Genomic DNA, 23,062 nt, shown 5'->3' on the forward strand with positions numbered 1-23,062 from the left:
CCCGTACGCACCCATGCCTGGAGCAGCAGCCGACCATGGATCTCGACGTATTCGTGACCGCCCACCGAACCGAGTGGGACCGCCTGGACCATCTCCTGCACCGCGGGCGCCGACTCACCGGCACGGAAGCCGACGAGCTCGTCGCCCTCTACCAGCGGACGGCCACGCATCTCTCACTGATCCAGTCCAGTGCTCCGGACCCGATGCTCATCGCGCGCCTCACCCAGCTCGTGGCCCGCGCCCGATCCACCGTGACGGGAACCCGCCGGGCCTCCTGGCGCGACGCCACCCGCTTCCTGACAGCCGGCTTCCCCGCCGCGGTCTACCGCTCCAGGCACTGGTGGATACCCACGGCCGTCCTCTCGACACTCCTGGCCGCACTCATGGGCTGGTGGATCGGTACCCACCCGGAAGTCCAGGCGGCCATCGCCGCCCCGGAGGATCTACGTCTCCTGACCAGCCCCGGCGGGGAGTACGAGACGTATTACTCCAGCCACCCGGCAGCCTCGTTCGCAGCCCAGGTCTGGACGAACAATGCCCAGGCCGCCGCGATGTGCCTGGTCCTGGGGGCGTTCCTGTGCCTCCCGGTGATCTGGATCCTCTTCGTCAACGTCCTCAATCTCGCGGTCGGTATCGGCCTGATGTCGTCGGCCGGCCGCCTCGACACCTTCCTCGGACTGATCCTCCCGCACGGCCTGCTCGAACTGACCGCGGTGTTCGTCGCAGCCGGTACGGGACTCCGCCTGGGATGGACGGTCATCGACCCCGGCCCGCAGACCCGGCGATCCGCCCTCGCGCAACAGGGCCGGGCCGCGATCGGCATGGCCATAGGCCTGGCCCTGGTTCTCTTCGTCTCCGGCGTCATCGAAGGTTTCGTCACCCCGTCGGGTCTCCCGACCTGGGGCCGCATCGCCATAGGCATAGCGGCCGAGCTGGCCTTTCTCACCTACGTCTACGTACTGGGCGGCCGAGCGGCCCGAGCCGGCGAAGCGGGAGACGTCGACGCCACCGAGCGCAGCGCTGAGCTCCCAGCCGCCGCCTGATGTGCGTGCGCCCCCGCTGACCTGCTAGTCTCCTCCTCGCCCCAAAAAGCCATTGACATGGTGGACAGGGGGAGGTAGATTTTAACGGTTGAGTCCAGCTGGACAGGTTAGGACCCAACGGCTAGTCTTCATCTCGCTCACTGGGAATTGAATTCCTGAAGAGCCGTCGATTCCTTTATTTGGGCCACGAAGCCGATTAGCTCGGCCGAAACGCTTCTGATAAAGTTGAATCAGCCGAAAGGCAAAGGCCACTCCAACGGCCACCGGAATCAAATTCGGACCGGAAACGGAACGAAAAAGAGTCTGGTAGGGTTGGAACCGCCGGAAAGGGAAACGCGAAAGCGAAGAACTGGAAAGCGGAACCCGCTTCGACCGGGAATCGGACACGAAAGAGTCTGATGGAGTCGGAAACGCAAGACCGAAGGGAAAAGCCCGGAGGAAAGCCCGAGAGGGTGAGTACAAAGGAAGCGTCCGTTCCTTGAGAACTCAACAGCGTGCCAAAAGTCAACGCCAGATATGTTGATACCCCGGCCTGTTTCGGCAGGTTGGTGGTTCCTTTGAAAGTCCTGCCGGGCCTTTGTGGTTCCGGTAGGCAATTACACAGCGAGGACGCTGTGGACGGTCGGTCTTATTCCGGCTGATCATCCCGCTCTCGTGATGTGTCTCCCGATTACGGGAAAACATTCACGGAGAGTTTGATCCTGGCTCAGGACGAACGCTGGCGGCGTGCTTAACACATGCAAGTCGAACGATGAAGCCCTTCGGGGTGGATTAGTGGCGAACGGGTGAGTAACACGTGGGCAATCTGCCCTTCACTCTGGGACAAGCCCTGGAAACGGGGTCTAATACCGGATAACACTCTGTCCCGCATGGGACGGGGTTAAAAGCTCCGGCGGTGAAGGATGAGCCCGCGGCCTATCAGCTTGTTGGTGGGGTGATGGCCTACCAAGGCGACGACGGGTAGCCGGCCTGAGAGGGCGACCGGCCACACTGGGACTGAGACACGGCCCAGACTCCTACGGGAGGCAGCAGTGGGGAATATTGCACAATGGGCGAAAGCCTGATGCAGCGACGCCGCGTGAGGGATGACGGCCTTCGGGTTGTAAACCTCTTTCAGCAGGGAAGAAGCGAGAGTGACGGTACCTGCAGAAGAAGCGCCGGCTAACTACGTGCCAGCAGCCGCGGTAATACGTAGGGCGCAAGCGTTGTCCGGAATTATTGGGCGTAAAGAGCTCGTAGGCGGCTTGTTGCGTCGGTTGTGAAAGCCCGGGGCTTAACCCCGGGTCTGCAGTCGATACGGGCAGGCTAGAGTGTGGTAGGGGAGATCGGAATTCCTGGTGTAGCGGTGAAATGCGCAGATATCAGGAGGAACACCGGTGGCGAAGGCGGATCTCTGGGCCATTACTGACGCTGAGGAGCGAAAGCGTGGGGAGCGAACAGGATTAGATACCCTGGTAGTCCACGCCGTAAACGTTGGGAACTAGGTGTTGGCGACATTCCACGTCGTCGGTGCCGCAGCTAACGCATTAAGTTCCCCGCCTGGGGAGTACGGCCGCAAGGCTAAAACTCAAAGGAATTGACGGGGGCCCGCACAAGCAGCGGAGCATGTGGCTTAATTCGACGCAACGCGAAGAACCTTACCAAGGCTTGACATATACCGGAAAGCATCAGAGATGGTGCCCCCCTTGTGGTCGGTATACAGGTGGTGCATGGCTGTCGTCAGCTCGTGTCGTGAGATGTTGGGTTAAGTCCCGCAACGAGCGCAACCCTTGTTCTGTGTTGCCAGCATGCCCTTCGGGGTGATGGGGACTCACAGGAGACTGCCGGGGTCAACTCGGAGGAAGGTGGGGACGACGTCAAGTCATCATGCCCCTTATGTCTTGGGCTGCACACGTGCTACAATGGCCGGTACAATGAGCTGCGATGCCGCGAGGCGGAGCGAATCTCAAAAAGCCGGTCTCAGTTCGGATTGGGGTCTGCAACTCGACCCCATGAAGTCGGAGTTGCTAGTAATCGCAGATCAGCATTGCTGCGGTGAATACGTTCCCGGGCCTTGTACACACCGCCCGTCACGTCACGAAAGTCGGTAACACCCGAAGCCGGTGGCCCAACCCCTTGTGGGAGGGAGCTGTCGAAGGTGGGACTGGCGATTGGGACGAAGTCGTAACAAGGTAGCCGTACCGGAAGGTGCGGCTGGATCACCTCCTTTCTAAGGAGCATCTAGATTCCGCAAGGAATCCAGAGCCACTACGTCGGCAAATGTTCGACGGTGGTTAGCTCATGGGTGGAACGTTGACTATTCGGCACGGTTCTTCGGGATCACTAGTACTGCTTCGGCGTGGAACGTGAATCGTGGGGGGTCGTGTCGGGCACGTTGTTGGGTGTCTGAGGGTATGGCCGTAAGGTTGCCTTCAGTTGCCGGCCCCAGTGAACTCGCCCTTAGGGGTGGGGTGATGGGTGGCTGGTCGTTGTTTGAGAACTGCACAGTGGACGCGAGCATCTGTGGCCAAGTTTTTAAGGGCGCACGGTGGATGCCTTGGCACCAGGAACCGATGAAGGACGTGGGAGGCCACGATAGGCCCCGGGGAGCTGTCAACCGAGCTTTGATCCGGGGGTGTCCGAATGGGGAAACCCGGCAGTCGTCATGGGCTGTCACCCGCTGCTGAACACATAGGCAGTGTGGAGGGAACGAGGGGAAGTGAAACATCTCAGTACCCTCAGGAAGAGAAAACAACCGTGATTCCGGGAGTAGTGGCGAGCGAAACTGGATGAGGCCAAACCGTATGCGTGTGATACCCGGCAGGGGTTGCGCATGCGGGGTTGTGGGATCTCTTTTTCACAGTCTGCCGGCTGTGAGGCGAGTCAGAAACCGTTGATGTAGGCGAAGGACATGCGAAAGGTCCGGCGTAGAGGGTAAGACCCCCGTAGCTGAAACATTAACGGCTCGTTTAAGAGACACCCAAGTAGCACGGGGCCCGAGAAATCCCGTGTGAATCTGGCGGGACCACCCGCTAAGCCTAAATATTCCCTGGTGACCGATAGCGGATAGTACCGTGAGGGAATGGTGAAAAGTACCGCGGGAGCGGAGTGAAATAGTACCTGAAACCGTGTGCCTACAAGCCGTGGGAGCGTCGCTGTTGTTCTTCGGAGCGACAGTCGTGACTGCGTGCCTTTTGAAGAATGAGCCTGCGAGTTTGCGGTGTGTTGCGAGGTTAACCCGTGTGGGGAAGCCGTAGCGAAAGCGAGTCCGAATAGGGCGTTTTAGTAGCACGCTCAAGACCCGAAGCGGAGTGATCTAGCCATGGGCAGGTTGAAGCGGAGGTAAGACTTCGTGGAGGACCGAACCCACCAGGGTTGAAAACCTGGGGGATGACCTGTGGTTAGGGGTGAAAGGCCAATCAAACTCCGTGATAGCTGGTTCTCCCCGAAATGCATTTAGGTGCAGCGTCGTGTGTTTCTTGCCGGAGGTAGAGCACTGGATAGGCGATGGGCCCTACCGGGTTACTGACCTTAGCCAAACTCCGAATGCCGGTAAGTGAGAGCACGGCAGTGAGACTGTGGGGGATAAGCTCCATGGTCGAGAGGGAAACAGCCCAGAGCATCGACTAAGGCCCCTAAGCGTACGCTAAGTGGGAAAGGATGTGGAGTCGCAGAGACAACCAGGAGGTTGGCTTAGAAGCAGCCACCCTTGAAAGAGTGCGTAATAGCTCACTGGTCAAGTGATTCCGCGCCGACAATGTAGCGGGGCTCAAGCGTACCGCCGAAGTCGTGTCATTCCAGCATTAAGGGCCAACGCCTGCTGGGATGGGTAGGGGAGCGTCGTGTGCCGGGTGAAGCAGCCGCGGAAGCGAGTTGTGGACGGTTCACGAGTGAGAATGCAGGCATGAGTAGCGATACACACGTGAGAAACGTGTGCGCCGATTGACTAAGGGTTCCTGGGTCAAGCTGATCTGCCCAGGGTAAGTCGGGACCTAAGGCGAGGCCGACAGGCGTAGTCGATGGACAACCGGTTGATATTCCGGTACCCGCTTTGAAACGCCCAATACTGAATCAGGCGATGCTAAGTCCGTGAAGCCGGCCCGATCTCTTCGGAGTTGAGGGTAGTGGTGGAGCCGACGAACCAGACTTGTACTAGGTAAGCGATGGGGTGACGCAGGAAGGTAGTCCAGCCCGGGCGGTGGTAGTCCCGGGGTAAGGGTGTAGGGCGTGTGATAGGCAAATCCGTCACACATGAGCCTGAGACCTGATGCCGAGCCGATTGTGGTGAAGTGGATGATCCTATGCTGTCGAGAAAAGCCTCTAGCGAGTTTCATGGCGGCCCGTACCCTAAACCGACTCAGGTGGTCAGGTAGAGAATACCGAGGCGTTCGGGTGAACTATGGTTAAGGAACTCGGCAAAATGCCCCCGTAACTTCGGGAGAAGGGGGGCCATCACTGGTGATTGGATTTACTCCATGAGCTGGGGGTGGCCGCAGAGACCAGCGAGAAGCGACTGTTTACTAAAAACACAGGTCCGTGCGAAGCCGTAAGGCGATGTATACGGACTGACGCCTGCCCGGTGCTGGAACGTTAAGGGGACCGGTTAGCTGACTTTCGGGTCGGCGAAGCTGAGAACTTAAGCGCCAGTAAACGGCGGTGGTAACTATAACCATCCTAAGGTAGCGAAATTCCTTGTCGGGTAAGTTCCGACCTGCACGAATGGCGTAACGACTTCTCGACTGTCTCAACCATAGGCCCGGTGAAATTGCACTACGAGTAAAGATGCTCGTTTCGCGCAGCAGGACGGAAAGACCCCGGGACCTTTACTACAGTTTGATATTGGTGTTCGGTTCGGCTTGTGTAGGATAGGTGGGAGACTTTGAAGCAGCCACGCCAGTGGTTGTGGAGTCGCCGTTGAAATACCACTCTGGTCGTGCTGGATGTCTAACCTGGGTCCGTGATCCGGATCAGGGACAGTGTCTGATGGGTAGTTTAACTGGGGCGGTTGCCTCCTAAAGAGTAACGGAGGCGCCCAAAGGTTCCCTCAGCCTGGTTGGCAATCAGGTGTTGAGTGTAAGTGCACAAGGGAGCTTGACTGTGAGACCGACGGGTCGAGCAGGGACGAAAGTCGGGACTAGTGATCCGGCAGTGGCTTGTGGAAGCGCTGTCGCTCAACGGATAAAAGGTACCCCGGGGATAACAGGCTGATCTTCCCCAAGAGTCCATATCGACGGGATGGTTTGGCACCTCGATGTCGGCTCGTCGCATCCTGGGGCTGGAGTCGGTCCCAAGGGTTGGGCTGTTCGCCCATTAAAGCGGTACGCGAGCTGGGTTTAGAACGTCGTGAGACAGTTCGGTCCCTATCCGCTGCGCGCGTAGGAATATTGAGAAGGGCTGTCCCTAGTACGAGAGGACCGGGACGGACGAACCTCTGGTGTGCCAGTTGTCCTGCCAAGGGCATGGCTGGTTGGCTACGTTCGGAAAGGATAACCGCTGAAAGCATCTAAGCGGGAAGCCTGCTTCGAGATGAGTGTTCCCACCCCCTTTGAGGGGTTAAGGCTCCCAGTAGACGACTGGGTTGATAGGCCAGATGTGGAAGCCCGGCAACGGGTGGAGCTGACTGGTACTAATAGGCCGAGGGCTTGTCCTCAGTTGCTCGCGTCCACTGTGTTAGTTCTGAAATAACGAACGGCCGTGTTGTTGCCCGGTGTTGGTTAATTTCATAGTGTTTCGGTGGTCATTGCGTTAGGGAAACGCCCGGTTACATTCCGAACCCGGAAGCTAAGCCTTTCAGCGCCGATGGTACTGCAGGGGGGACCCTGTGGGAGAGTAGGACGCCGCCGAACAATTATTCCGGGAAAGCCCCGCACCTCTGGTGCGGGGCTTTTCTGCGTTTACGGACGGATCGGCAATCATGGCGCCTCGGCGTGTGTCCATGATTGCCGCGTGGGAGTCAGAGGCGGCCTGCTGCTTTGAGGGCAAGATAGGCGTCGGCGAGAGCCGGGGCGAGATCGTCCGGAGTGGCATCGACGACCACCACGCCATGGCGCTGGAGCTGTTCCGCAGTGCGGCGTCGCTGAGCTTGGGCTTGTGCCGCTGCTGCAGCTTCGTAAACCGCGTCCACCGTGCCTCGGGCGTGGGCCATCTCCTCGATGTGCGGGTCGGCCACCGCGGCCACCAGCACGGTATGGCGCTGGGTCAGCCGGGGGAGGGCGGGGAGCAGGCCCTCTTCGACAGGGGCCGCGTCCAGACTGGTGAGAAGCACGATCAGAGAGCGACGAGGGGCGCTTGCCAGGGCAGTGGCGCTGAGTCCTCGGACGTCCGTTTCCACGAGCTCCGGTTCGAGCGGAGCCATCGCCGTGACCATGGCCGACAGAACTTCCCCTGCGGCGCGGCCTTGAACCTGCGCGCGGGTGCGGCGGTCATGGGCCAGCAGGTCGACGCGGTCGCCGGCGCGTGTCGCGAGAGCGGTGAGGAGCAGGGCCGCATCCATTGCCGCGTCGAGCCGGGGCACATCACCGACCCGACCCGCCGAGGTACGGCCCGTATCGAGAACGATGAGGATGTGGCGGTCCCGCTCAGGGCGCCACGTGCGGACCGCGACAGCGGACTGCCGTGCTGTTGCCCGCCAGTCGATGGAGCGGGTGTCGTCGCCGGGGACGTAGGCGCGCAGACTGTCGAACTCCGTGCCTTCGCCACGGATGAGGACACTGGTGCGGCCGTCGAGCTCGCGGAGTCTGGCAAGGCGGGACGGCAGATGCTTGCGGCTGGTGAAGGGCGGAAGGACGCGCACCGTCCATGGGACGTGATGGTTTCCCTGCCGGGCTGCCAGGCCAAGCGGTCCGTAGGAGCGGACGGTGACTTGCTCGGCCCGGCGGTCGCCGCGACGGGTGGGGCGCAGGAGCGTGGTGACGCGACGGCGTTCGCCGGCCGGGATGTCCAAGGTGTGACGGCACGCGGCCTGCTCCGTGCCGGTGAGCCAGCTGCTGGGGGGCCAGGCGTCGCGGAGGTGCGCGCGCAGCCGACGACGCGAGGGATTGGTTACGGTCAGTTGCACTTCTGCGCCGTCACCGAGTCGAACGGTTGTGTCGCCGGATCGGGTGAACTGGAGCGTTCGCACTGGCGCTGCCAGGGCGTAGTCGCACAGAATTGCTAGAGAGAGCGGGGCGTTGACCGCGAGCATGCCTGTCCAGCTCGGGGCCAGGATGCCTACGGGGAGTGACCCCAGTGCGGCAAGCAGCGCGGTTCGTCCGGTGAGGGCCACGGTCACCGCCTCATCGGGGTACGGGTACGTGGGCGAGGACCGCGGTGATGACGGAGTCGGGGGTGACTCCTTCCATCTCTGCCTCGGGCCGCAGCTGGATGCGATGGCGGAGCGTGGGCAGTGCCAGGGCTTTCACGTCATCCGGGATGACGTAGTCACGGCCGGTGAGCCAGGCCCATGCGCGGGCCGTGGAGAGCAGGGCGGTTGCGCCTCGGGGGGAGACACCGAGGGAGAGCGAGGGGGATTCACGCGTGGCACGGCAGATATCGACGACATAGCCGGCGATCTCGGGGGAGACCGTGGTCTTGGCGACCGCGGTCCGGGCGGTCTCCAGGTCGGCGGGGCCTGCGACGGGGCGTACGCCTGCTGACGTCAGGTCGCGGGGATCGAAGCCATCGGCATGGCGGGTCAGGACGTTGATCTCCTCGTCGCGGGACGGCAGCGGCACCGTCAGTTTGAGGAGGAAGCGGTCCAGTTGGGCCTCGGGGAGCGGATACGTGCCTTCGTACTCGACGGGGTTCTGGGTGGCGGCAACCAGGAAGGGGTCCGGCAGGGGGCGCGGGGTTCCGTCGACGGTGACCTGGCGCTCCTCCATTGCCTCCAGGAGGGAGGACTGCGTCTTGGGGGGCGTGCGGTTGATCTCGTCGGCCAGGAGGAGGTTAGTGAAGACCGGGCCGGGCTGGAAGGAGAACTCGGCCGTGCGGGCGTCGTAGACGAGGGATCCGGTGACGTCGCTCGGCATCAGATCGGGAGTGAACTGGACACGCTTGGTGTCGAGTTCGAGTGAGGCGGCGAGGGCGCGGACCAGGAGGGTCTTGGCCACGCCGGGGACGCCTTCGAGGAGGACGTGGCCTCGGCAGAGCAGTGCGACGACCAGTCCGGTGACGGCCGGGTCCTGGCCGACCACGGCCTTGGCGATCTCGGAGCGCAGAGCTTCCAGGGATGCGCGGGCTGTGTCGTCGCTCCCGACGGTCTCGGTTGTCCCGGCGGGCACTGGGGGCAGGGCGCTCATGAAGTGCGTACCTCTCTTTCGAGGGTGTCGAGTTGGTCTGCCAGACGGACAAGGGCGGCGTCGTCGGCCGGCTCCGGTCCGAAGAGCAGGGTGTCCAGGCCGCCTTCAGTGGTGCTGAGGCGCGCGGAGACGGCGGGGAGGAGCACGGAGGGGGAGTGGGCATCGCGTGGGGAGACGCCGATGAGAGGTGCGATACGGGCGCGGGTGGCGGAGCGCAGTGAGGAGGCGGCCCGGTCGCGGGCGTTCGCCTTGCGGTAGAGGCGAGCGCGGCCCTCTGTGGCTTCGGAGGCGCGAATGGCCACGGGCAGCCGTTCGGTGACCAGGGGGCCCAGTCGGCGGGCGCGCCAGATGGCTGCGAGCACGGCGGCGACTGCGAGTTGCAGGGTGCCCCACAGCCAGCCCGACGGGATGAGGTCGACGAAGCTGCGCTCGTCTCCCGTGCCGTCGTCGACACCTTCGTCGTTCCGAGCGGCGGAGGGATCAGCGAGCGAGGGGAGGTACCAGATCAGATGCGGGCGGGAGCCGAGGAGTTGCAGGGCCAGGGAGGCGTTGCCGTGGCTGGCGAGCCGGTTGTTGTAGAGCAGATCGGGGGAGCCGAGGAGGACGGTGTCGCCGGCGCTCTTCTCGTGGACGAGAAGCACGGTGGGGAGGTTGCCACTTGGGTAGCAGCCGATGGTGTCGAGGCCGTCCGCCGTGTAGCGGAAGCCTCCCGTGTCGGCGTCGCCCGCCGTGCGGGCTGCGGGCAGGGAGCACTGCGGTGCGCGGGCGGCCACCGGGCCGGAGGAGCTCGCGTGGACGCCGGGGGCCAGTGCGTCCACGGACAGGGGGTCTGCCGCGAGGAGGACGGTGCGGCCGGCCGAGTCGGTGGTCGCGGCGCGGAGTTCGTTCTGCTGATGCGGCGTCAGAAGGTTCGGGGCCGTGACGAGCAGAGTGGTGTCGGGGCCGGTCGCCGCGGTGGCTTCGTCGAGCGTGGTGGTCACGCGGACAGAGACGCCGCGGTCCTTGAGGAGTTCCGCGACGGCCCGGCTGCCGTGCTGATCGGCGGAGCGGGGGTCGAGCCGGCCGTGCGGGTCGCCGGAGCGTGCGGTGGCCAGCACGATTCCTGCCGCTACGAGAAGGAGGAGGGCGAACAGCAGACCGCGGGTGCGGCCCCAGACCTGGCGGGGAGAGGCGGAGGCCGAGGTGGGGGACGCGGTGGGGGCGTCGGCGACTGCGGTCATTCGGCGGCCCCCCTGGAGGTCAGCAGGGGTTTGGCGCTCTCGAGGTCGTGGTCGAGGGCCCGCACGGTCAGATACGTCTGCTGGTCGGCGGTCCGACCGCCGTATGTGACGTCGTCGAAGTCGCGAGCGGCAGCGCCAAGCGCCATCCCGTGGCCGGGCAGTGAGCGGCCCGCCTCGGCGGCGGCCTCATCGGCCGTGCGGCCGGGACGTGGGTCGAGGAGGGCGCGTTCTTCCAGGGAGCGCACGATGGCGCGCATGCGTTCCTGGACGGCCTCGTTCCAGCGCTGGGCGTCAGCGTGGGCCTCGGCGGCCGTGCGGTGTTCGGCCGCGCTGCGGGGGCTGTCGTCGAAGAGTGCGACCGTGGTGCGGGGGGTGCGTTGCGGGGTGCCCAGCCGCCACCAGAGAGCGACGGCCAGGCCGATGACCACCAGCACGAGGACGATCAGCCCGAGCGGTCCGCCCGGTGCGGCGTTCGAGGCCGTGGCGAAGAGATCGCCGAGCCACCCCCAAAGGCGGTCGAGGCCGCGCTGGAGGAGGTTCGGGTCGTTCTCGTGGTACATAGGATGGGACAGCTCGTGTTTCGCCGCCTCACGGGCGGGGACGCGCGGAGTGTCCACCGGTACGTCGCTGCTTGCGTGGATCAGTAGCCGTGCTGTTGTGGTGCCCCCCGCCCCCGACACGGCATCAGCTCCTGGTGTCGTAGCCGGGCAGGCCTGCGGCCCTGGCGAGTTCGAGGTCGAGTGCTTCGCGGCGGATGCGCTGGTCCACGTAGAGCAGAGCCATCACACCGGCGGAGAGCGGATAGGTGATCGTGGAGATGATGACCTCGCCGATGCCGGAGATGATCAGGAACGGCCAGCCGAATCCGGTGGACTCGCCGGTGAGGAAGGTGCTCAGTCCGTCGCCGTCCACGATCATCGCGATGATGCCGAACGGGATCGCGATGACCAGGGTCACGATGAGCGTCAGGAGCCAGGTGAGGAGCAGGATGCCGAACATCCGCCACCAGGTGCCCCGGACCAGCTTCGCGGACCGGCGCATCGAGACAGTGATCGACTGCCGCTCCAGCATCAGCGCCGGCGAGGCAAGGCAGAAGCGGACCATCAGCCAGATGACGACGACACAAGCGGCCATGAAGCCGATGAGGATGAGGCCGACGCCTGCGGTGGAGCCGATCAGCGCACCGGGCAGCACACCCACTGCCATGATTCCGGCGGCCATCAAGGCCAGCAGCAGGGTCAGACCCAGCAGCTGGAGCAGGCGGGGCCGGGCCTCGGCCCACGCTTCGGAGAGTGTCACGGAGCGGCCCAGTACCGAGCGGCTGATCACCACGGTGAGCATGGCTGTGGTGAAGAGCGTCGCGATCAGGGTGATGAGCGTGGACGGGGCGCTGTAGACCAGGGTGGACTGGGCGGAGTCGGCGGCCTGGCGGAGCGCCTCCGCGCCGGTCGCGTTCGGGTCGACCGACGCGGGTTCCGGCAGCAGGTAACGCTGCACGAGGATGATGGCGATCTGGGCGATCACGGAAACGGTGAGTGTGATTCCGAGGACCGTGCGCCAGTGCGCGCGCATCGCGGAGACCGCACCGTCGAGGATCTCGCCGACGCCGAGCGGGCGGAGCGGGATGACACCGGGCTTTGCCGCAGGTGGCTGACCCCAGCCGGATCCCTGCGGCCTGCTGCCCCAGCCGGGGGCGGGCGGCGGTGCGCCGTGACCGGGGCCGGGGATGCTCGGTGGGGACCACTGCCCTGCGGGCGGCTGCGTAGGAGACCAGTTCCCGGCGTTGCCGTTGCCGTCCGTGGGCGCGGAAGGCTGGGGGACGCCCGCCTCCTGGCTGTCGGAGGGGGCAGATCCGGGCGAGGCCCAGCCCGGAGTGTCGTTCATTCTCGCTCCTTCACGGTCCTGTCCGCTCATCGGGGCGGCAGGTTGGCAGCCATCGTGCCACGCGAAGGTCCGGTACGGGCCGGGTGCCTGATCTCCTTCGCACCTTCATTTGTGGGCGGCTCACCGGGCAGACTGGGCGGATGGCTGATCAGGACGCGCAATCGCCGGTGGGCATCGAGCCTCCCGCGCTTCCCTCCATCCGCTGGGACGAGCCTCCGGAAGGCCCTGTGCTGGTGCTCCTCGACCAGACGCGGCTGCCCGCCGAGGAGGTCGGGCTGGTGTGTGCGGATGTGCCCGCGCTGGTGCGGGCGATCCAGACGCTGGCTGTGCGGGGGGCGCCGTTGCTGGGCATCGCCGGGGCCTACGGGGTGGCGTTGGCCGCTGTCCGGGGCCATGACGTCGAGGAGGCCGCGGGGCTGCTGGAGCGGGCGCGGCCCACCGCCGTGAACCTCGGATACGGCGTGCGGCGTGCGGCGGCGGCGTACTGGGCGGCACTGGACCAGGGGGATCCGCAGCGGGCGGCCGCGGTGGCGCTGGCGGAGGCCAAGGCGCTGCACCGGGAGGACGCCGAGGCCAGTCGGCGCATGGCGCAGTACGGGCTCGCGCTGCTCGACGAGCTGCTGCCGGGCGGCGGGCATCAGCTGCTCACCCACTGCAATTCGGGGGCACTCGTCTCAGGCGGTGAGGGCACGGCCTTCGCTGTGGCGCTCCGGGCGCACCGGGCGGGGCGGCTGCGACGGCTCTGGGTGGACGAGACGCGTCCGCTGTTGCAGGGGGCGCGGCTGACCGCTTATGAGGCGGCGCGCAACGGGATGGCGTACAGCCTGCTCACGGACAACGCGGCGGGTTCGCTGTTCGCCGCGGGGGAGGTCGACGCCGTACTCATCGGCGCCGACCGCATCGCGGCGGACGGATCGGTGGCGAACAAAGTCGGGAGTTATCCGCTGGCGGTGCTTGCCAAATACCACCATGTGCCGTTCATTGTGGTGGCGCCGACCACGACCGTGGATCTGGAGACCGCGGACGGGGCGTCGATCATTGTGGAGCAGCGCCCCGGCCGAGAGGTGACGGAGCTCACATCTCCACAGGTCGGACCGGGCGGAGAGGATGCGGGCGGACTGCACGTGGCACCGCTGGGAGCCCAGGCGTACAACCCCGCATTCGACATCACGCCGCCGGAACTGATCACGGCGATCGTCACGGAGGAGGGTGCAGTTTCCCCGGTCACGGGGGTCGGACTGGCAGAGCTGTGTGCCAGGTCATCGCAGATAACGATTAGCTAATGGGATGATGTCGATTATGAAGGGACGCGTCCTCGTCGTCGACGACGACACCGCACTGGCCGAGATGCTCGGGATTGTGCTGCGTGGTGAAGGGTTCGAGCCGTCGTTCGTAGCGGACGGCGACAAGGCACTTGCCGCATTTCGTGAGGCCAAGCCGGACCTGGTTCTGCTGGATCTCATGCTGCCCGGACGGGACGGCATCGAGGTCTGCAGGCTGATCAGGGCCGAGTCGGGTGTGCCGATCGTCATGCTCACGGCTAAGAGCGACACGGTCGATGTGGTGGTGGGCCTGGAGTCCGGGGCCGACGACTACATCGTCAAGCCGTTCAAACCTAAGGAGTTGGTTGCCCGGATCAGGGCACGTTTGCGTAGGTCCGAGGAGCCGGCACCGGAACAGCTGACCATCGGGGACCTGGTCATCGATGTGGCCGGTCACTCGGTGAAGCGGGAGGGGCAGTCCATCGCTCTGACCCCGCTGGAGTTCGACCTGCTGGTCGCGCTCGCCCGTAAGCCGTGGCAGGTCTTCACCCGTGAAGTACTGCTCGAGCAGGTGTGGGGGTATCGCCATGCCGCCGACACCCGTCTGGTGAATGTGCATGTCCAGCGGCTGCGTTCCAAGGTCGAGAAGGACCCGGAGCGGCCGGAGATCGTGGTGACCGTCCGAGGTGTCGGTTACAAGGCCGGACCGAGCTGACATGTCCCTGGGTAGCGCTGCTCCGAAGCCCGGGGGGCCGGGAGTCCGTACGGGGCGGGCTGCCGGTTCAGGACGTGGGCCTTCGCCGTTGGGGAGGCTTCTGCGGGGCGGCCGGTTGTTCCACGACCGGGCGCCCGGCGGTCCCGTGCCGCGACTGCTGATGCGCTGGGTGCGGCGTCCGCTGCTGCCCGCCGTCCGGCTCTGGCGGCGCAACCTCCAGCTGCGGGTCGTCGCGGGCACGCTGCTCATGTCGCTCGGTGTGGTACTGCTGCTCGGCCTGGTCGTGATCGGTCAGGTGCGCAACGGTCTGCTCGACGCGAAGGGCAAGGCCGCTCAGACACAGGCCGCCGGTGGTTTCGCGGCGGCCCAGGACAAGGCGAACGCTCCGCTCACCCCCGGTGGGCAGGGAGGCGATGCCGGTGACGGGACGACCGCCAACAACTCGTGGCGGACCGAGCTCGTCGATCAGCTCGCCAGTGGCGGCAAGAACGCCTTCAACGTGGTGGCGCTCAGCGCCGACGACGGCACCCGTGCGCCGCGCGGCTCGGGGAGCGTGGAAGCGGCCAGCGTCCCGCAGAGCCTGCGGGAGGCCGTGGACAAGGGGCCGGGTGCGTTCCAGACGTACTCGCTGATCAGGTATGCGAACGGGCAGGAGTCGCAGCCGGGACTCGTCGTGGGCAAGCGCCTGTACGACATCGACCACAATCCGTACCAGCTCTACTACCTCTTCCCGCTGACGCAGGAGGAGAAGTCACTGACCCTGGTCAAGGGCACCCTGGCGACCGCGGGACTGTTCGTGGTCGTGCTGCTCGGGGCCATCGCCTGGTTCGTGGTGCGGCAGGTCGTCACACCCGTACGGATGGCGGCGGGAATCGCCGAGCGGCTCTCCGCGGGCCGGCTGCAGGAGCGGATGAAGGTCACCGGCGAGGACGACATCGCCCGGCTCGGTGAGGCCTTCAACAAGATGGCGCAGAACCTCCAGCTGAAGATCCAACAGCTGGAGGAGCTCTCCCGGATGCAGCGGCGCTTCGTATCGGACGTCTCGCACGAGCTGCGGACACCGCTGACGACCGTGCGGATGGCCGCCGATGTCATCCATGAGGCGCGCGTCGACTTCGACCCCGTGACGGCGCGCTCCGCCGAGCTCCTCGGGGACCAGCTCGACCGGTTCGAGTCGCTGCTCTCCGATCTGCTGGAGATCAGCCGGTTCGACGCGGGCGCCGCGGCGCTGGAGGCCGAGCCGATAGACCTGCGACAGGTCGTACGGCGGGTGATCGGCGGTGCCGAGCCGCTCGCCGAGCGCAAGGGCACCCGGATCCGCGTGGTCGGCGACGAGCAGCCGGTGATCGCGGAGGCCGACGCGCGGCGGGTCGAGCGCGTGCTGCGCAACCTCGTCGTCAACGCCGTCGAGCACGGCGAGGGCCGGGATGTCGTGGTGCGGATGGGGGTGGCCGGAGGAGCGGTCGCCGTCGCCGTCCGGGACTACGGGGTGGGTCTCAAGCCGGGGGAGGCGACCCGGGTGTTCAACCGCTTCTGGCGCGCCGACCCGGCACGGGCCCGGACGACGGGCGGCACCGGTCTCGGGCTGTCGATCGCCGTCGAGGACGCCCGGCTGCACGGCGGCTGGCTGCAGGCGTGGGGCGAGCCGGGCGGCGGTTCGCAGTTCCGCCTGACCCTGCCGCGTACCGCGGACGAGCCGCTGCGCGGATCGCCGATACCGCTGGAACCCGAGGACTCGCGCCGCAACCGGGAGAACCGGGAGCGGGCTGCGGACGGCGTCACGACCGGCAGCGAGCACCGGCTGACCTCGGTGCCGGCCCAGCAGGCCGGCACCGACCGGTCGCCGCTGCCCGTGCCGGCGCGTACTTCCGTGGCTCCCCGCACGGCGCCCGCTTCGGTGCATCCGGCGGCTCTGCCGGGCAGCGGCGCCCGGGTGGTCGCCCGTCCCGCCGACGACCGGCCGGGTGGCGACATCGAATCTGCTGCGCACCACCCGGAGCGGGAGGACACGACTCGTGGGCACTGACCGTCGTCAGGACGGCCATGGACGTGCGGTGGGGCTGACCGCGTTGCTGGGGTGCGGCATCGTGCTGCTGTCCGCGTGCGGCTCGATGCCCGTCACCGGGGACGTCAAGGCGGTCGACGCCTCGCAGCCGGGCGACTCCCAGGTCCAGGTGTACGCGGTGGCGCCGCGCGACAACGCCACTCCCAGCGAGGTGGTCGACGGCTTCCTGGAGTCCATGACCAGCGACGACCCCGGCTTCCGGACCACCCGCAAGTACCTGACGAAGAAGGCGGCCGGCACCTGGAAGCCGAGCGCGTTCACCACGGTGCTCTCCAAGGCGCCGAACCGCAGCGACCGCCCGGTCCACGACGGCGACCGCAGCAGCACGGAGCTCAGCTACACGCTGACCGGCGAGAAGGTGGCGACGGTCGACGCTCAGAGCGCCTACCAGCCGGTCGCGCCTACGGAGTTCAACCGGACCCTGCATCTGGTGCGGCAGAACGGGCCGGACGGCAAGGAGTGGCGCATCGACCTCGTGCCGGACGGTCTGCTGCTCGGCCAGTCCGACTTCAAGCGCCTCTACCGATCCGTCAACAAGTACTACTTCGCCACCGGGCGGACTGCAGGGCAGTCCACGCTGGTTGCCGACCCCGTCTACGTACGCAACCGGACGGATCCCGTCACGGGGATGGACACCGTGACTCAGACGGTCCGCAGTCTCATCGAGGGGCCGAGCAACTGGCTGCGGCCGGTGGTCGACTCCCGCTTCCCCACCAGTACGGCGCTGCGTAAGGGCGTCACCTCGCTGGCGCCCGACGACCGCAGCGTCCTGAAGGTTCCGCTGAACAAGAGGGCGGACAACGTCGGGCAGCGCTCCTGCCGCATGATGGCCTCTCAGGTGCTCTACACCGTGCGGGACCTGACGTCCGCCCGGGTCGAGCAGGTGGAGCTGCAGCGGTCCGACAGCTCGCCGCTGTGTGTGTTGGGCGCCGATCAGGCGGAGGAGTTCGCTCCGGACGGTTCGTCGGGCGGGCCCGACAGCCAGTACTTCGTCGATGCCAAGGGGCATGTCCAGTCCATCCCGGGATCCACCAGGGGCAGTGGCGATCCGGAGCCGGTGACCGGGCCGTTCGGTGACGGGCCGGTGCGGATGAGCGCGGTCGGTGTGGCCCGTGACGAGCAGCTGGCGGCGGCGGTCTCGCAGAACAACGAGTCCCTGTACGTGTCCTCCATCGTCTCGGAGGGCGAGCTGCCCGCTCCCGCGGTGACCAGCAGAGGCAAGAACCTGAACGACCGTCTGTCGGCGCCCAGCTGGGACGGGCGGGGCGATCTCTGGGTGGCCGACCGGGACCCGGAGAACTCCCGGCTGCTGCGGCTGGCCGGCGGTGCCGGTAAGCCGTCGGAGGTCACGGTGCCGAGCCTGGACGGAGCGCGACTGGAGGCGTTGCGGCTGTCGGCGGACGGGGTGCGGATCGCACTGCTGCTGACCAAGGACGGGCACACCACGCTGAAAATCGGCCGGATCGAGCGTCAGGGACCGGCCTCGAAGCAGGAGGTCTCCGTCGTGGAGCTGCGGCAGGCCGCGCCGCAGCTGGCGGATGTCACCGCGATGTCCTGGTCGGGCCGGAGCCGTCTCGTGGTGGTCGGCAAGGAACAGGGCGGCGTTCAGCAGGTGCGCTATGTCCAGGCGGATGGTTCCGCACCGGCCTCGGGCGTGCTGCCCGGGGTGAACCAGGTGTCGGCGGTCGCGGCGGCGGACGACGAGCAGTTGCCGCTGATGGCGGACACCGAGGGTGACGGGATAGTGAAACTGTCGCCGGGTGACAACTGGCAGACGGTGCTCAAGGAAGGCTCGTCGCTGGTCTACCCGGGCTGAGTCCTGTGCAGGTGGGGCAACGACGGGCCTTGGGCGAGGGCGCCTGAGTTTTCCACAGGGGTGGCCGGGTTCGTGGGCCGGGGGCACAGTGGAGTTATGCGGGGGTGGTGGCGGGAGATCGCCGGGCTGGTGCTGCCGGTGGCCTGTGGCGGCTGCGGCAGGCCACGGAGCGAGCTGTGCGAGAGCTGTCGGGCAGCGCTGTACGGCGTGGCGCCGCAGCGGGTGAGACCCGCGCCGGAGCCCGCCGGACTACCCGTGGTGCATGCCGCCGCCCCGTACGAGAACGCGGTACGGGCGGTGCTCCTGGCACACAAGGAGCGTGGTGCGCTCCCTCTGTCGCGGGCGCTCGGCAGGGCGCTGGCGGGGGCCGTGCGGGCCGGGACGGGGCAGGTGGGCGGTCCGGGACCGCTGCTGCTGGTACCCGTGCCGTCGGCGCGGCGGGCCGTTGCGGCGCGCGGGCATGATCCGGCACACCGGATCGCGCTGGCCGCAGCGGGGGAGCTGAGGCGTGGCGGGATTCCGGCCGGAGTGGTTCCGGTGCTGCGGCAACGGCGCCCGGTGACCGATCAGTCCGGGCTCGGCGCCTTGCAGCGGCAGGCGAACCTGGCGGGTGCGCTGGAGGTGGTGGCCGGTGGAGAGCGGCTGCTTGCGGCCGAACGGGTAGTACTCGTGGACGACCTCATGACGACCGGGGCCTCGCTGACGGAAGCTGCACGGGCGGTCGAAGCCGCGGGCGGGCGGAGAGGACCGGCTTGCGGAACGGCGCAGGCGGCCGTTGTCGCAGCATCTCCGACTGCCTTCGCAATAAACCGGAACTGCTAGTGGACTTGCATCGTTGCAGGTAGTGAGTGGGTAAAGGGCCCTGAACGGAGGTACGTGCGAGTAGCGGGTGCCGACATCCGGCCGATCAGGCTATGTTCGGTTGTGAGGAATGGTGAATGCCTGACCTCGACGAGTGCACCACCAGGTTTCGGGCAGGCGACTCACCGGTAGGCCAGACGTTCAAAAAGATCGGTGGGATGGAGACCTCCCCGACGGGGGAGGAGGAGGTGGAAGTCACCGAGTCCGCGGCTCCGGCGACCACCGGGGCCTGGTGCAAAAGGGAGATGCTCCGCCGCTGAGCGGAGCGATCCGGGAACGGAGTTCTGCGTGGACATCGTCGTCAAGGGCCGCAAGACCGAGGTGCCCGAGCGGTTCCGCAAGCACGTGGCCGAGAAGCTGAAGCTGGACAAGATCCAGAAGTTCGACGGCAAGGTGATCAGCCTCGACGTCGAGGTGTCCAAGGAGCCAAACCCCCGTCAGGCAGACCGCTCGGACCGAGTGGAGATCACGCTCCGCTCGCGTGGGCCGGTAATCCGTGCTGAAGCGGCTGCAGGCGACCCGTACGCAGCGCTGGACCTGGCCACCGGGAAGCTGGAGGCGCGGCTGCGCAAGCAGCACGACAAGCGCTACAGCCGCCGTGGCAACGGCCGGATTCCCGCTGCCGAAGTCGGTGAGACGGTGCCGGGTACGGCGTCCTTCAACAGCGAGGGCGACCTGGCCGGCGACGGCGCCGGCCCGTCTGTACCCGTCACCAGGATCGGCACGCTCGAGGTACAGGGCGAAGGACCGTTGGTGATGCGCGAGAAGACGCACGTCGCGGCACCGATGACGCTCGACCAGGCGCTCTACGAGATGGAGCTGGTCGGGCACGACTTCTATCTGTTCGTCGACTCCGAGACGAAGGAGCCCAGTGTCGTCTACCGACGGCATGCCTACGACTACGGTGTCATTCATCTGAGGACCGACCCGCTGGCCGCTGACGGTGCGGGCGGCGCGGGCGGTGCGCTCGGCGGCTGACGCCCCGCATCGGTGGTGCCCCTGGGGCGTAATTCGCGCCAGGGGCACCCGCGTGCGACGACAGAACCACCGCTCTGACGTCCAGGCATGAAATCATGGCGCCCCAAGCCAATCGGTGCTCTGTGAACTGCCGTTGGCGGACAGTTTGTGAACTTCAGGCCATGGCCTTCAGGGGGAGGAACGATGGCGGACACCTTCGGGCCCGTGCGCGATGCGAATGACGGCGGAGACGACGCTGCCGGTGCCGATACCGGCGCGGACACGGACAGCGGTTCCCGCAAGGAGCCGATCCGCGTTCTGGTGGTGGACGACCATGCGCTCTTCCGTAGAGGCTTGGAGATCGTCCTCGCCCAGGAGGAGGACATCCAGGTCGTCGGTGAGGCGGGTGACGGGGCGGAGGCGGTCGACAAGGCGGCCGATCTGCTGCCCGACATCGTGCTGATGGATGTGCGCATGCCCAAGCGGGGCGGCATCGAGGCCTGCACGTCCATCAAGGAGGTGGCCCCCAGTGCGAAGATCATCATGCTGACGATCAGCGACGAGGAGGCCGACCTCTACGACGCGATCAAGGCGGGCGCCACCGGCTATCTCCTCAAGGAGATCTCCACGGACGAGGTGGCCACGGCGATCCGTGCGGTTGCCGACGGGCAGTCCCAGATCAGCCCGTCCATGGCTTCCAAATTGCTCACCGAGTTCAAGTCGATGATCCAGCGGACCGACGAGCGCCGACTGGTGCCGGCGCCGCGGCTGACCGACCGGGAGCTCGAAGTCCTCAAACTGGTTGCCACGGGCATGAACAATCGCGATATCGCGAAGGAGCTGTTCATTTCCGAGAACACCGTGAAGAACCACGTACGCAACATTCTGGAGAAGCTGCAGCTGCACTCCAGGATGGAAGCAGTGGTCTATGCCATGCGGGAGAAGATCCTCGAGATCAGGTAAAGCGACGGCATGGTCAATTGAGGGCGCGGGCGATTTCCTGGGCGAGCGGCTCGCGCAGCTCCGGTGCGTCGACCCGCTCCAGCCGGACGTCCGTACAGCCGACCCAGGACGCCGCTTCCACCAGGGCCTCGGCCATCGGCGCCACGGCCTTCCTGCCCGCCAGGGACACCTGCCGGGCGACCAGCGTGGTGCCCTCGCGTGCCGGATCGACCCGGCCCTGCAGCTTGCCGCCGGCCAGCAGCGGCATCGCGAAATAGCCGTGGATCCGCTTGGGCTTGGGGACGTACGCCTCCAGGCGGTGCGTGAAGCCGAATATCCGCTCCGTCCGGGCCCGCTCCCAGATCAGTGAGTCGAACGGCGACAGCAGCGTCGTACGGTGTCGTCCCCGGGGCTCCGAGGCCAGCGCCGCCGGGTCGGCCCAGGCGGGCTTCGCCCAGCCTTCCACCGTCACCGGTACCAGACCGGAGTCCGCCACCACCGCGTCGAACTGCTCGCCCTTGAGCCGGTGGTAGTCCGCGATGTCGGCGCGGGTGCCGACCCCCAGGGACCGGCCCGCGAGCGCGACCAGCCGCCGCAGGCACTCCCTGTCGTCCAGATCGTCGTGGAGCACGGCGTCGGGCAGGGCGCGCTCCGCGAGGTCGTACACCCGCTTCCAGCTGCGCCGCTCGGTGCACACCACCTCGCCGTACATCAGGGCTCGCTCGACGGCGACCTTCGACGCGGACCAGTCCCACCACTCCCCGCCGTTCTTCGCGCCGCCCAGCTCCGTCGCCGTCAGCGGGCCCTCGGCGCGCAGCTGCTTGATCACCGCGTCGTAGGCCCCGTCCGGCAGGTCGTGGTGCCAGTGCGGGCGCGAGCGATAGGCGCGGCGGCGGAACGCGAAGTGCGGCCACTCCTCGACCGGCAGGATGCACGCCGCATGCGACCAGTACTCGAAGCTGCGGCCGGCCGACCAGTACGCGTCCTCGACCGTGCGCCGGCCGACGGCGCCGAGGCGTGCGTACGGGATCAGTTCGTGCGAGCGGGCCAGCACCGAGATCGTGTCGAGCTGTACGGCACCGAGGTGCCGCAGCACGCCCGGCACCCCGGCCCGGCGGTCCGGCGCGCCGAGGAAACCCTGGGCGCGCAGGGCGATTCTGCGGGCCTGGTCGGCGGAGAGTTCGGCGGCGGGAGGCGGCACTGGCGTCATGTCTCGCACCCTAGAGGGCGGCACTGACATCCGTTCACGGTGCGGTGGACGGACCCGCGGGGAGACCGGGGGCCGGACCGGAGGAGAGGTCCGCCGAGGGGGCGGCGGTGGGGGCCGTGGCCGGGAGATACGGGTGGGCGCCCGGCAGGCCGAGGTCGGAAGGGAGCAGCGCGCCGACCCAGATGTCCCGCCGCACCCCCTTGTTCAGCAGCCCCGACCGCTGCTCGCCCTCCATGCGGAAGCCCGCTCGCCGCGCCACGGCCCGCGAGGGTTCGTTGCCCACCTCGGCCCGCCACTCCAGCCGGTCCCCGCCGAGCGAGGTGAAGGTCCAGTGGGCCGCGGCCCGTACCGCCTCCGTCGTGTAACCGAGACCACGGTGCTCCTTCGCGGTCCAGAACCCCACCTCGTACATGCCGTGGAGGTTGTGGCGGTTGATGCCGAGCGCACCTGTCACGGCCCCGCCGTCGCGCAGAACCACCGCGAAGTTGTACATCGAGTCGTCCTGCCAGCCGCCGGGGGACAGCTTTCGGGTGAAGAGTTCCGCGTCGGCGTGGGTGTACGGGGAAGGGACGACCGTCCAGCGCTGGATGTCCGGGTCCTGACAGGCGGCGTGGACCTCGTCCGCGTCACCCCCACGGAAGGGGCGCAACAGTAGACGCTCGGTGGTGAGAGTGATCGGCTCCATGTACGGATTCTGGTGAGTCGCCGACCGTGATGCGAACACTTTTCGGGGTTCCCGGCACCTTCGGGGCCCTCTGTCCGTTGACTCGAAGGGGCCCAGTGGGGGCAACGCGGCGGCAGCCCTCCCGGCGCGGCGGGGTCCTCGCTTACG

The 23,062-nt window shown here is 66.7% G+C and carries 16 protein-coding genes and 3 rRNA genes; 12 read left to right on the forward strand and 7 right to left on the reverse strand.

Annotated elements, in window-relative coordinates; genetic code table 11:
• Positions 1–35: 35 nt before the first annotated feature.
• The 4 genes from OHB49_RS25860 to rrf all read left to right on the forward strand — a co-directional run bounded on the left by OHB49_RS25860 (position 36) and on the right by rrf (position 6,868).
• Positions 36–1,043: a stage II sporulation protein M gene (locus OHB49_RS25860; protein ID WP_329163388.1), complete on the forward strand. Its 1,008-nt coding sequence runs from the start codon at positions 36–38 to the stop codon at positions 1,041–1,043.
• Positions 1,044–1,726: 683 nt separating this feature from the next.
• Positions 1,727–3,252, forward strand: a 16S ribosomal RNA gene (locus tag OHB49_RS25865).
• A gap of 295 nt (positions 3,253–3,547) precedes the next feature.
• Positions 3,548–6,672, forward strand: a 23S ribosomal RNA gene (locus OHB49_RS25870).
• A 79-nt stretch (positions 6,673–6,751) separates the two neighbouring features.
• Positions 6,752–6,868 (forward strand): 5S ribosomal RNA (gene rrf / locus OHB49_RS25875).
• Together the 16S, 23S and 5S rRNA genes form the textbook arrangement of a ribosomal RNA operon.
• Before the next feature lie 107 nt (positions 6,869–6,975).
• Here the strand turns inward: rrf and OHB49_RS25880 are convergent.
• The 5 genes from OHB49_RS25880 to OHB49_RS25900 are packed head-to-tail and all read right to left on the reverse strand — an operon-like array spanning position 6,976 to position 12,402.
• Complete coding sequence (locus OHB49_RS25880; protein WP_329166625.1) at positions 6,976–8,286, reverse strand: DUF58 domain-containing protein; 1,311 nt, start codon at positions 8,284–8,286, stop codon at positions 6,976–6,978.
• Between the two features lie 10 nt (positions 8,287–8,296).
• Entirely contained in the window at positions 8,297–9,298 is a 1,002-nt protein-coding gene (locus OHB49_RS25885) for an AAA family ATPase (protein ID WP_329163390.1), read from the reverse strand.
• Complete coding sequence (locus OHB49_RS25890) at positions 9,295–10,518, reverse strand: DUF4350 domain-containing protein (protein WP_329163392.1); 1,224 nt, start codon at positions 10,516–10,518, stop codon at positions 9,295–9,297. Before OHB49_RS25890 ends, OHB49_RS25885 begins: the two co-directional genes overlap by 4 nt.
• Entirely contained in the window at positions 10,515–11,198 is a 684-nt protein-coding gene (locus OHB49_RS25895) for a DUF4129 domain-containing protein (protein WP_329163393.1), read from the reverse strand. Before OHB49_RS25895 ends, OHB49_RS25890 begins: the two co-directional genes overlap by 4 nt.
• 4 nt (positions 11,199–11,202) lie before the next feature.
• Positions 11,203–12,402: a glycerophosphoryl diester phosphodiesterase membrane domain-containing protein gene (locus OHB49_RS25900; RefSeq protein ID WP_329163394.1), complete on the reverse strand. Its 1,200-nt coding sequence runs from the start codon at positions 12,400–12,402 to the stop codon at positions 11,203–11,205.
• A gap of 140 nt (positions 12,403–12,542) precedes the next feature.
• Between OHB49_RS25900 and mtnA the strand changes: the two genes are divergently transcribed.
• The 8 genes from mtnA to OHB49_RS25940 all read left to right on the forward strand — a co-directional run bounded on the left by mtnA (position 12,543) and on the right by OHB49_RS25940 (position 21,041).
• Entirely contained in the window at positions 12,543–13,685 is a 1,143-nt protein-coding gene (gene mtnA / locus OHB49_RS25905; RefSeq protein ID WP_329163396.1) for an S-methyl-5-thioribose-1-phosphate isomerase, read from the forward strand.
• Between the two features lie 4 nt (positions 13,686–13,689).
• On the forward strand, positions 13,690–14,379 hold the full coding sequence (gene mtrA / locus OHB49_RS25910; RefSeq protein ID WP_007448372.1) for a two-component system response regulator MtrA: 690 nt from the start codon (positions 13,690–13,692) through the stop codon (positions 14,377–14,379).
• 1 nt (position 14,380) lies between these two features.
• On the forward strand, positions 14,381–16,405 hold the full coding sequence (gene mtrB, locus OHB49_RS25915) for an MtrAB system histidine kinase MtrB (RefSeq protein ID WP_329163398.1): 2,025 nt from the start codon (positions 14,381–14,383) through the stop codon (positions 16,403–16,405).
• Positions 16,395–18,260, forward strand: coding sequence for an LpqB family beta-propeller domain-containing protein (locus OHB49_RS25920; RefSeq protein WP_234433084.1), 1,866 nt, complete (start codon positions 16,395–16,397; stop codon positions 18,258–18,260). Before mtrB ends, OHB49_RS25920 begins: the two co-directional genes overlap by 11 nt.
• A 96-nt stretch (positions 18,261–18,356) precedes the next feature.
• Positions 18,357–19,082, forward strand: a complete 726-nt coding sequence (locus OHB49_RS25925) for a ComF family protein (RefSeq protein ID WP_329163400.1) — start codon at positions 18,357–18,359, stop codon at positions 19,080–19,082.
• Between the two features lie 116 nt (positions 19,083–19,198).
• Entirely contained in the window at positions 19,199–19,381 is a 183-nt protein-coding gene (locus tag OHB49_RS25930; RefSeq protein WP_030980226.1) for a hypothetical protein, read from the forward strand.
• Positions 19,382–19,409: 28 nt separating this feature from the next.
• Positions 19,410–20,099, forward strand: coding sequence for a ribosome hibernation-promoting factor, HPF/YfiA family (gene hpf, locus OHB49_RS25935; RefSeq protein ID WP_030980227.1), 690 nt, complete (start codon positions 19,410–19,412; stop codon positions 20,097–20,099).
• Positions 20,100–20,282: 183 nt separating this feature from the next.
• Positions 20,283–21,041, forward strand: a complete 759-nt coding sequence (locus OHB49_RS25940) for a response regulator (protein ID WP_030980228.1) — start codon at positions 20,283–20,285, stop codon at positions 21,039–21,041.
• 13 nt (positions 21,042–21,054) lie between these two features.
• Here OHB49_RS25940 and OHB49_RS25945 read toward each other — a convergent pair whose 3' ends face one another.
• Together OHB49_RS25945 and OHB49_RS25950 are read right to left on the reverse strand one after the other, a co-directional pair.
• A complete protein-coding gene (locus OHB49_RS25945) occupies positions 21,055–22,230 on the reverse strand; it encodes a winged helix-turn-helix domain-containing protein (protein WP_329163405.1) in 1,176 nt (391 codons plus the stop codon).
• Between the two features lie 34 nt (positions 22,231–22,264).
• The gene (locus OHB49_RS25950) at positions 22,265–22,915 is read right to left on the reverse strand and encodes a GNAT family N-acetyltransferase (RefSeq protein WP_329163406.1); all 651 of its coding nucleotides are present in this window, start codon (positions 22,913–22,915) and stop codon (positions 22,265–22,267) included.
• Positions 22,916–23,062 lie beyond the last annotated feature (147 nt).

Source organism: Streptomyces sp. NBC_01717 (genome assembly GCF_036248255.1).
Classification (GTDB): Bacteria; Actinomycetota; Actinomycetes; order Streptomycetales; family Streptomycetaceae; genus Streptomyces.